Annotated in this window: 10 protein-coding genes (1 of these 10 only partly in view); 9 read left to right on the top strand and 1 reads right to left on the bottom strand. The window is 41.7% G+C overall.

Features of this window, described 5'->3' with window-relative positions; translation table 11 throughout:
• The 8 genes from HMPREF9957_RS08295 to pcp all read left to right on the top strand — a co-directional run.
• Positions 1-325, top strand: partial view of a glutamate-cysteine ligase family protein gene (locus HMPREF9957_RS08295; RefSeq protein WP_000091370.1) — the 3' portion only. Its footprint begins 953 nt before the window's first position; 325 of the gene's 1,278 nt are visible here — the last part of the coding sequence; its start codon lies beyond the left edge, outside the window; it ends in the stop codon at positions 323-325.
• Positions 326-400: 75 nt separating this feature from the next.
• On the top strand, positions 401-1,885 hold the full coding sequence (thrC, locus tag HMPREF9957_RS08290) for a threonine synthase (protein ID WP_000177164.1): 1,485 nt from the start codon (positions 401-403) through the stop codon (positions 1,883-1,885).
• Between the two features lie 60 nt (positions 1,886-1,945).
• Positions 1,946-3,226, top strand: a complete 1,281-nt coding sequence (locus HMPREF9957_RS08285) for an MATE family efflux transporter (protein ID WP_000473988.1) — start codon at positions 1,946-1,948, stop codon at positions 3,224-3,226.
• A 3-nt stretch (positions 3,227-3,229) separates the two neighbouring features.
• A complete protein-coding gene (locus HMPREF9957_RS08280; RefSeq protein ID WP_001172839.1) occupies positions 3,230-3,847 on the top strand; it encodes an HAD family hydrolase in 618 nt (205 codons plus the stop codon).
• A gap of 168 nt (positions 3,848-4,015) precedes the next feature.
• Positions 4,016-5,179 (top strand): LysM peptidoglycan-binding domain-containing protein, encoded by a 1,164-nt coding sequence (locus HMPREF9957_RS08275; protein WP_000746060.1) that lies wholly within the window; start codon positions 4,016-4,018, stop codon positions 5,177-5,179.
• Between the two features lie 318 nt (positions 5,180-5,497).
• Positions 5,498-5,923 carry a MarR family winged helix-turn-helix transcriptional regulator gene (locus HMPREF9957_RS08270; protein WP_000570114.1) on the top strand — a complete coding sequence of 142 codons (426 nt, stop codon included), beginning with the start codon at positions 5,498-5,500 and terminating at the stop codon, positions 5,921-5,923.
• Positions 5,924-5,933: 10 nt separating this feature from the next.
• Positions 5,934-6,296 carry a DUF1304 domain-containing protein gene (locus HMPREF9957_RS08265; RefSeq protein WP_000022856.1) on the top strand — a complete coding sequence of 121 codons (363 nt, stop codon included), beginning with the start codon at positions 5,934-5,936 and terminating at the stop codon, positions 6,294-6,296.
• A 217-nt stretch (positions 6,297-6,513) separates the two neighbouring features.
• Positions 6,514-7,158: a pyroglutamyl-peptidase I gene (pcp, locus tag HMPREF9957_RS08260; RefSeq protein WP_000866919.1), complete on the top strand. Its 645-nt coding sequence runs from the start codon at positions 6,514-6,516 to the stop codon at positions 7,156-7,158.
• A gap of 25 nt (positions 7,159-7,183) precedes the next feature.
• On the opposite strand, the gene HMPREF9957_RS08255 is transcribed toward pcp, so the two are convergent.
• Positions 7,184-8,041 carry a DUF975 family protein gene (locus HMPREF9957_RS08255; RefSeq protein ID WP_000876902.1) on the bottom strand — a complete coding sequence of 286 codons (858 nt, stop codon included), beginning with the start codon at positions 8,039-8,041 and terminating at the stop codon, positions 7,184-7,186.
• A gap of 118 nt (positions 8,042-8,159) precedes the next feature.
• Here HMPREF9957_RS08255 and tgt point away from each other — a divergent pair, with 118 nt between their 5' ends.
• The gene (gene tgt / locus HMPREF9957_RS08250; RefSeq protein ID WP_001285245.1) at positions 8,160-9,302 is read left to right on the top strand and encodes a tRNA guanosine(34) transglycosylase Tgt; all 1,143 of its coding nucleotides are present in this window, start codon (positions 8,160-8,162) and stop codon (positions 9,300-9,302) included.
• Positions 9,303-9,310: the final 8 nt, after the last annotated feature.

The following is a 9,310-nucleotide window of genomic DNA, read 5'->3' as shown; positions in this document are numbered from 1 at the left end:
GACTCGAGGAACAGTTGAGTTTCGTAGTGTATGTACTCAACCTCTAGATAGAACCTTCGCTTCAGCAGCTTTTCACTTAGGATTGTTGGTTAATTTAGATAAGTTAGAAGCTTACTTAGAAACAGCACCTTTCTTTAAAGAATTTGGGCGAAATTATAAGTTTTTAAGACGGCAATTTTCTAAGAAAAAGCTTACAGATGAGGAAGAAGCTGGGATTATTGAATTTTCCAAAGACTTACTCCTGCTAGCTGAGGAAGGACTGGAGATGAGAAATAAGCAAGAAACGATTTATTTAGAGCCTTTGAAGAAAGAATTGGTCCTATAATTTCTCTTATAAAGGGAGAATTTTCTGAAAAATCATGATATAATGGAAGAGACTATAGATAAAGGATAGAGAGTAATGACATTAGTTTATCAATCAACGCGTGATGCCAACAATACAGTAACTGCCAGCCAAGCTATTTTGCAAGGTTTGGCGACGGACGGTGGTTTGTTTACACCTGTCACTTATCCAAAGGTAGATTTGGACTTTGACAAATTGAAAGATGCTTCTTACCAGGAAGTTGCTAAGCTAGTTTTGTCAGTATTTTTAGATGACTTTACAGCTGAGGAGTTGGACTACTGTATCAACAATGCCTATGATAGCAAGTTTGATACTCCAGCTATCGCACCATTAGTGAAATTAGACGGCCAATACAACTTGGAACTGTTCCATGGTTCAACGATTGCCTTTAAGGATATGGCCTTGTCTATTTTGCCGTACTTTATGACAACAGCTGCTAAGAAGCATGGTTTGGAGAACAAGATTGTCATCTTAACAGCGACATCTGGTGATACTGGGAAAGCTGCTATGGCAGGGTTTGCGGATGTTCCTGGTACTGAGATTATCGTCTTTTATCCAAAGGATGGTGTCAGCAAGGTACAAGAGTTGCAAATGACCACTCAGACTGGCGACAATACTCATGTTATCGCCATTGATGGTAACTTTGACGATGCGCAAACAAATGTGAAGCACATGTTTAACGACGTGGCTCTTCGTGAAAAATTGGCTACCAACAAGTTGCAATTTTCATCTGCTAACTCTATGAACATTGGTCGTTTGGTGCCACAGATTGTCTACTATGTGTATGCTTACGCTCAGTTGGTCAAGACTGGTGAGATTGTGGCTGGTGATAAGGTCAATTTCACAGTACCAACAGGAAACTTTGGAAATATTTTGGCTGCCTTTTATGCCAAACAAATCGGTCTCCCAGTTGGTAAATTGATCTGTGCTTCAAATGACAACAATGTTTTGACAGACTTCTTTAAAACTCGTGTCTATGATAAGAAACGTGAGTTTAAAGTAACAACTAGTCCATCTATGGATATCTTGGTATCTTCAAATTTGGAGCGTCTCATTTTCCATCTTTTGGGGAATGATGCTGAAAAGACAGCTGAACTTATGAATGCCTTGAACACGCAAGGACAATATGAGTTGACAGACTTTGATGCAGAGATTCTTGAACTATTTGCAGCTGAATATGCGACTGAGGAAGAAACAGCAGCAGAAATCAAGCGTGTTTATGAGTCAGATTCTTATATCGAGGATCCACATACGGCGGTTGCCTCAGCAGTTTATAGAAAATACCAAGCGGCTACTGGCGATGTGACTAAGACGGTGATTGCTTCAACAGCTAGTCCATACAAGTTCCCAGTAGTTGCAGTAGAAGCGGTAACAGGGAAAGTTGGCTTGACTGACTTTGAAGCCTTGGCTCAATTACATGAAATCTCAGGCGTTGCAGTGCCACCAGCAGTTGATGGCCTTGAAACAGCTCCTGTTCGTCACAAGACAACAGTGGCAGCTGCTGATATGCAAGCAGCGGTTGAGGCTTATCTAGGACTTTAAGACGGAAGGAGTAAACTCGGTTGGGAAACCAACTGAGTTTCTTTTCATCAGGAGGAAGAATTGTTTAAGAAAAATAAAGACATTCTTAATATTGCACTACCAGCTATGGGCGAAAACTTTTTGCAGATGCTCATGGGGATGGTGGACAGTTATCTGGTCGCTCACTTGGGCTTGATAGCTATTTCGGGTGTATCAGTAGCTGGCAATATTATTACGATTTATCAGGCGATTTTCATCGCTCTGGGAGCTGCTATTTCCAGTGTTATTTCAAAAAGTTTGGGGCAGAAGGATCAGTCTAAGCTAGCCTATCATGTGACTGAGGCCTTGAAGATTACCTTACTATTAAGTTTCCTTTTAGGATCTTTGTCTATCTTCTTTGGGAAAGAGATGATAGGACTTTTGGGGACGGAGAGAGATGTAGCTGAGAGTGGTGGACTCTACCTATCTTTGGTAGGAGGATCGATTGTTCTTTTGGGCTTGATGACCAGTCTGGGTGCCTTGATTCGTGCAACGCATAATCCACGTCTGCCTCTCTATGTTAGTTTTTTATCCAATGCCTTGAATATTCTTTTTTCAAGTCTAGCTATTTTTGTACTGGATATGGGGATAGCGGGTGTTGCTTGGGGGACTATTCTGTCTCGTTTGGTTGGTCTTGTGATTTTGTGGTCACAATTAAAACTGCCTTATGCGAAGCCAACTTTTTGTTTAGATAAGGAACTGTTGACCTTGGCTTTACCAGCAGCTGGAGAGCGACTGATAATGCGGGCTGGAGATGTCGTGATCATTGCCTTGGTTGTTTCTTTTGGAACGGAGGCGGTGGCTGGAAATGCAGTCGGAGAAGTCTTGACCCAGTTTAACTATATGCCTGCCTTTGGCGTAGCTACGGCAACGGTCATGATGGTGGCCCGAGCAGTTGGGGAGGATAATTGGAAAAAAGTAGCTAATTTGAGCAAGCGAACTTTTTGGCTTTCTCTGGTCCTCATGTTGCCCTTGACGCTTAGTGTCTATGCCTTGGGCATACCACTGACTCATCTCTATACGACTGATTCTCTAGCGGTGGAGGCTAGTGTTCTAGTGACATTTTTTTCACTACTTGGTACTCCTATGACGATAGGAACAGTCATCTATACAGCAGTCTGGCAGGGTTTGGGCAATGCTCGGCTTCCCTTTTATGCGACAAGTATAGGAATGTGGTGTATCCGCATTGGAACAGGATATCTGATGGGGATTGTGCTTGGTTGGGGCTTGCCCGGTATTTGGGCCGGAACCCTTTTGGATAATGGTTTTCGTTGGTTATTTCTACGTTACCGTTACCAGCATTATATGAGCTTGAAAGGATAGGAAATGCAAAAAACAGCTTTTATTTGGGATTTAGACGGGACTTTATTGGACTCTTACGAAGCGATTTTGTCAGGGATTGAGGAAACTTTTGCTCAATTTTCTATTCCTTATGATAAGGAGCAGGTGAGAGAGTTTATTCTCAAGTATTCTGTTCAGGATTTGCTTGTGCAGGTGGCAGAAGAGAAAAAACTGGATGCGGAAGTGCTGAATCAAGTGCGCGCCCAAAGTCTGGCTGAGAAGAATGCTCAGGTAGTTTTGATGCCAGGTGCGCGTGAGGTGTTGAATTGGGCAGACCAAGTAGGGATTCAGCAATTTGTTTACACTCATAAGGGAGACAATGCTTTTACCATTCTAAGAGACTTGGGGTTGGAATCCTATTTTACGGAGATTATAACCAGTCAGAGTGGCTTTGCGCGTAAACCTAGTTCAGAAGCGGCTACCTATCTGATAGACAAGTATCAGTTGGATTCTGAGAAGACCTATTATATAGGGGATCGGACCCTGGATGTGGAATTTGCCCAGAATAGTGGGATTCAAAGTATCAACTTTTTAGAGTCGTCTTATGAAGGCAATCACAGGATTCAAGAGTTAGCAGATGTTACTCGTATTTTTGAGGATTAGGAGTGAGAAGATTGTGTCAGTTTTGTGACAGAGACCTAACAAACTATTTCAAGTAACCGAGTTTGTTACAAGGAATAGACAGTTCTGTTAAATAGGGCCGAGAGGGCTTTTTTTCTACATTTTTTGTGTTATGATAGACAGGTACTCATTTGAAAGGAATTTGAAAGAATGAAGAAAAGAATATTATTAGCCTCAACAGTAGCCTTGTCATTTGCCCCAGTATTGGCAACTCAAGCAGAAGAAGTCCTTTGGACTGCACGTAGTGTTGAGCAAATCCAAAACGATTTGACTAAAACGGACAACAAAACAAGTTATACCGTTCAGTACGGTGATACCTTGAGCACCATTGCAGAAGCCCTGGGTGTAGATGTTACAGTTCTTGCGAATTTGAATAAAATCACTAATATGGACTTGATTTTCCCAGAAACTGTTTTGACAACGACTGTCAATGAAGCAGAAGAAGTAACAGAAGTTGAAATCCAAACTCCTCAAGCGGACTCTAGTGAAGAAGTGACAACTGCGACAGCAGATTTGACAACCAATCAAGTAACCGTAGATGATCAAACTGTTCAAGTTGCAGATCTTTCTCAACCAATTGCAGAAGCTCCAAAAGCGGTAGAAACTACAAGTACAAAAGAAGTAGCAACAAGTTCAGAAGTTACAGAGACAGTGACTGCTACAGAAGAAGTGGCACAATCTACGGGCACTTCTGTCCCAGAGGAGCAAACAGTCGAAACAAGTAGTGCAGTTGCAGAAGCAGCTCCTCAGGCAATGACTTTAGCTGAGAAGCAGGAAACACAAGCAAGCCCTCAGACTGAGTCAACAGTGGAAACAACTACAACTCCAGTAGAAGAAAAAGAAGTCTCATTAAATGAAGCTACACCAACAGTTTCTACTTATCAACCAGAAGAGACGAAAACAGTTTCAACAACTTACGCGGCTCCAGCTGCGCCCGATTATGCTGGACTTGCAGTAGCGAAATCTGAAAATGCAGGTCTCCAACCACAAACGGCTGCCTTTAAAGAAGAAATTGCTAACTTGTTTGGCATCACATCCTTTAGTGGTTACCGTCCAGGGGACAGTGGAGATCATGGAAAAGGTTTGGCTATCGATTTTATGGTACCAGAAAGCTCAGAACTAGGGGATAAGATTGCGGAATACGCTATTCAAAACATGGCTAGCCGCGGCATTAGTTACATCATCTGGAAACAACGTTTCTATGCACCATTCGATAGCAAATATGGGCCAGCTAATACTTGGAACCCAATGCCAGACCGTGGTAGCGTGACAGAAAATCACTATGATCATGTTCACGTTTCAATGAATGGATAAACTAGACTTTGTAATATCATTTTGACGAATGAGATTTAGCTTTCATGATAGGAAGCGAGTCTCGTTCGTTTTTTCTTTGTCATACTCTTCGAAAATCTCTTCAAACTACGTCAGTTTTATCTGCAACCTCAAAGCTGTGCTTTGAGCAACCTACGGCTAGCTTCCTAGTTTGCTCTTTGATTTTTATTGAGTATCAATATGGATGGAAAATGGAAGTTACCATTTTGTAATGATTGAAGCAACATTCTTGCAATCTATTTTACTTTGTATTATACTTGATTAATCAACTATTGATGAATCAATAGAAAAGAGAAAGAAATGATAGAGATTCAAGATTTACTGTATCAACTCCGCTTGTCTGAGCAAGCGAGTACGCAATTATTTGAAAAAAGACTTGGGATTAGTTTGACAAGGTTTCAGATGTTGCTGTTTTTGCTGGAGAATTCTCCCTGTAATCAAATGGCGGTTCAGGAGCGTTTGAAAATTGATCAGGCTGCTTTGACTCGGCATTTCAAGATTTTGGAAAAGGAAGGTTTGGTGGAGCGTCATCGTAATCCTGAAAATCAGCGAGAAGTGTTGGTGGAGGCTACGAAGTATGCCAAGGAGCAGTTAGTGATGAATCCGCCTCTGCAACATATCAAGGTTAAGCAAGAGATGGAAAGTATCTTAACAGAGTCTGAAAGAACAGAATTCAGCCGTTTATTAAATAAATTGGTTTTGGGGATTGAAAATATAGAAATTTAGGGAGAAATAGATGTCAATTATTACAATCATTTTAGCAACGATTGTTACTTTGGAGCATTTTTACATTTTTTATTTGGAAAGTATTGCAACGCAATCAGATGCGACTAGTCGTGTCTTTAACATGGAAAAGAAAGAATTGGCTCGTCCGTCAGTAAGTTCATTGTTTAAAAATCAAGGGATTTATAATGCTCTGCTAGGAGTCTTTCTCCTGTATGGGATTTATTTTTCACAGAATTTAGAAATTGTGACTATTTTTGTTTTATTTGTGATTGGTGCTGCGGCTTATGGCTCTCTCACAGCAGATAAGAAAATTATTTTGAAGCAAGGTGGACCAGCTATTTTGGCCTTGATGAGTATTTTTCTCTTTAAATAAACTCATACTCTTCGAAAATCTCTTCAAACCATGTCAGCGTCGCCTTGCCGTACTCAAGTACAGCCTGTGGCTAGCTTCCTAGTTTGCTCTTTGATTTTCATTGAGTATCAGAGACCAATCCTAGTCTCTCTAGTCCTTTTCGCTCCAGAATAAGGGAAATATGTTATACTTGTTTTTAAGAAAAAAGTCTCATTGAATTTGTTTTGAGGAGTTAGAAATGAAAGTATTAGTGACAGGTTTTGAGCCCTTTGGAGGGGAAAAGGTCAATCCAGCCTTGGAGGCCATTAAAGGTTTACCAGCTGAAATCCATGGTGCTGAGATCCGTTGCTTAGAAGTGCCAACAGTCTTTCACAAATCGGCCCAAGTATTGGAAGAAGAAATGAGTCGTTATCAACCTGACTTTATCCTTTGTATTGGCCAAGCAGGTGGAAGATCTAGTTTGACGCCTGAACGAGTGGCTATTAATCAAGACGATGCACGCATCCCGGATAACGAAGGTAATCAACCGATTGACCTTCCCATTCGCCCAGATGGTTCTTCGGCCTACTTTAGCAGTCTGCCGATTAAAGCGATGGTTCAAGCTATAAAAAAAGAGGGATTGCCGGCCTCTGTTTCCAATACAGCAGGTACTTTTGTCTGCAATCATTTGATGTATCAGGCCCTCTATTTGGCAGAAAAGAAATTTCCCCATGTTAAGGCAGGTTTTATGCATATTCCTTATATGATGGAACAGGTGGTGAATCGACCGACTACCCCAGCTATGAGTTTAGTGGATATTAGGCGAGGGCTAGAAGCGGCAATCGGCGCCATGATAGAACATGGAGATCAAGACCTCAAGTTGGTAGGCGGAGAAACTCATTGATAGAAAAAAGCTTGAGGGAAAACCTTCAAGCTTTTGGACGTTTTCGAGCCAGTACTGCTCGGTAAAAAATCATTTTATTGATTTGAATGTAGGGTAGGAGTGAGAAACTAGCAATTCCAAAGGTAATCCAATTGAGGAAGTACCAAGGAAGGAGTTGTAAGTCTAGGACAAAGCGCTGAAACTTGTAACCTTTCATTAAGAAACGGCTGGTTTTAAGGATTTGTCCTGGTTTGGCTTGTCCTAAATCTAGGGTGTCACAGAGGAGAAATTCTACCTGCGAATAGGCATAGTATTGTGGAATATAGAGACTATTTCCGACAATCATCAAGAGGATACTTGCTAGAAAGTAGAGACCAAATGTCATGAGGAAACGTTCCGTTTCAACTGACGCGAGATCCAGATTGGGAAACTCAGGGTGAAGGGCAACGAATTTCTTTGCAAGAAAGCTACTGTAAAAGAGGAAGTAAATCCCAAGCAAGCTAGGAATACTCCATAAGAAGAGATAGAAGCGTTTGAGAAGGAGAGTCAAAAAGGTTTGTGAAAAGTGTTCTTCGTTAAAGAGAGTGAGACTATTTTTGATGGATAGTTCTGTATCGGGATTCTTGATGAGTTTTAGCGTTGTATAGACGGAACTGGTCAGGAGAATCGTTCCGATAAAGGAGACTAATAGTGGAAAAAGGTAGGCTTGGAATACATGACCAAGAACGCTTAAAAAGGATTGCTCTAAAATAGACTCGTTGATACGCTCTAAGGGATTGAGGAAGCCAGATAGGATGAGCAGTATGCTAGGTAAGAGATAGACGAGAAAGAGGCGGGGATTTTCAGCTTGGAATTGTCTAGCCTGCAGACGAATGGTTTTTAAATCAATTTTTGGGTATTTCATTCTCTCATTATACACCATAGTTCGTGACAGTTCCAGCTTTTTTTGATAAAATCATACAGTATGCCCTTGGGCACAAAGTATGAACTGGGACTGTCTTTCCCAGCTTCGGAGGTAAAAAATGTCAGATTCACCAATCAAATATCGTTTGATTAAGAAAGAAAAACATACAGGAGCTCGTCTGGGGGAAATCATCACTCCCCACGGTACCTTCCCAACACCTATGTTTATGCCAGTTGGGACACAAGCCACTGTCAAAACTCAGTCGCCTGAAGAATTGAAGGAGATGGGTTCGGGAATTATCCTGTCAAACACCTATCATCTCTGGCTTCGTCCTGGAGATGAACTCATCGCACGTGCAGGTGGTCTCCACAAGTTCATGAATTGGGACCAGCCTATCTTGACAGATAGTGGTGGTTTTCAGGTTTATTCCTTAGCAGATAGCCGTAATATCACAGAAGAAGGGGTAACTTTTAAAAACCATCTCAATGGTTCTAAGATGTTTCTATCACCAGAAAAAGCTATCTCTATTCAGAATAATCTGGGCTCAGACATCATGATGTCCTTTGACGAATGTCCCCAGTTTTATCAACCTTACGACTACGTTAAGAAATCAATCGAGCGTACCAGCCGTTGGGCTGAGCGTGGTTTGAAGGCTCATCGTCGTCCACATGACCAAGGATTATTTGGGATTGTGCAGGGAGCAGGATTTGAAGACTTGCGTCGCCAATCAGCGAATGATCTTGTCAGTATGGATTTCCCAGGCTACTCTATCGGTGGTTTGGCAGTGGGAGAAACCCACGAAGAGATGAATGCCGTCTTGGACTTCACAACCCAACTGCTGCCTGAAAACAAACCTCGCTATCTGATGGGTGTGGGAGCACCAGATAGCTTGATCGATGGAGTGATTCGTGGGGTGGATATGTTTGACTGTGTCTTGCCGACTCGTATTGCTCGTAACGGAACTTGTATGACCAGTCAGGGGCGTTTGGTTGTCAAGAATGCCCAGTTTGCTGAGGACTTTACGCCACTGGATCCTGAGTGTGATTGCTACACATGTAAGAACTACACACGCGCCTACCTTCGTCACCTGCTCAAAGCTGATGAAACCTTCGGTATCCGCTTAACTAGCTACCATAATCTTTACTTCTTGCTTAACCTGATGAAGCAAGTGCGACAAGCTATTATGGATGATAATCTCTTAGAATTTCGTGAGTATTTTGTTGAAAAATATGGCTATAATAAGTCAGGCCGTAATTTCTAAAATGGAAT

The sequence above is a fragment of the Streptococcus mitis SK1080 genome (assembly GCF_000220085.1).
Lineage (GTDB): Bacteria > Bacillota > Bacilli > Lactobacillales > Streptococcaceae > Streptococcus > Streptococcus mitis_K.
Note: the sequence above shows the minus strand (reverse complement) of the source record. Positions and strands in the feature narration are given on the sequence as shown.

What these genes read in the sequence shown, in the direction of transcription:
- thrC (WP_000177164.1), top strand. Translation starts at nt 401, where the DNA reads ATGACATTAGTTTATCAATCAACGCGTGATGCCAACAATACAGTAACT.
- HMPREF9957_RS08280 (WP_001172839.1), top strand. Translation starts at nt 3,230, where the DNA reads ATGCAAAAAACAGCTTTTATTTGGGATTTAGACGGGACTTTATTGGAC.
- HMPREF9957_RS08275 (WP_000746060.1), top strand. Translation starts at nt 4,016, where the DNA reads ATGAAGAAAAGAATATTATTAGCCTCAACAGTAGCCTTGTCATTTGCC.
- HMPREF9957_RS08270 (WP_000570114.1), top strand. Translation starts at nt 5,498, where the DNA reads ATGATAGAGATTCAAGATTTACTGTATCAACTCCGCTTGTCTGAGCAA.
- HMPREF9957_RS08265 (WP_000022856.1), top strand. Translation starts at nt 5,934, where the DNA reads ATGTCAATTATTACAATCATTTTAGCAACGATTGTTACTTTGGAGCAT.
- pcp (WP_000866919.1), top strand. Translation starts at nt 6,514, where the DNA reads ATGAAAGTATTAGTGACAGGTTTTGAGCCCTTTGGAGGGGAAAAGGTC.
- HMPREF9957_RS08255 (WP_000876902.1), bottom strand. Translation starts at nt 8,041, where the DNA reads ATGAAATACCCAAAAATTGATTTAAAAACCATTCGTCTGCAGGCTAGA.
- tgt (WP_001285245.1), top strand. Translation starts at nt 8,160, where the DNA reads ATGTCAGATTCACCAATCAAATATCGTTTGATTAAGAAAGAAAAACAT.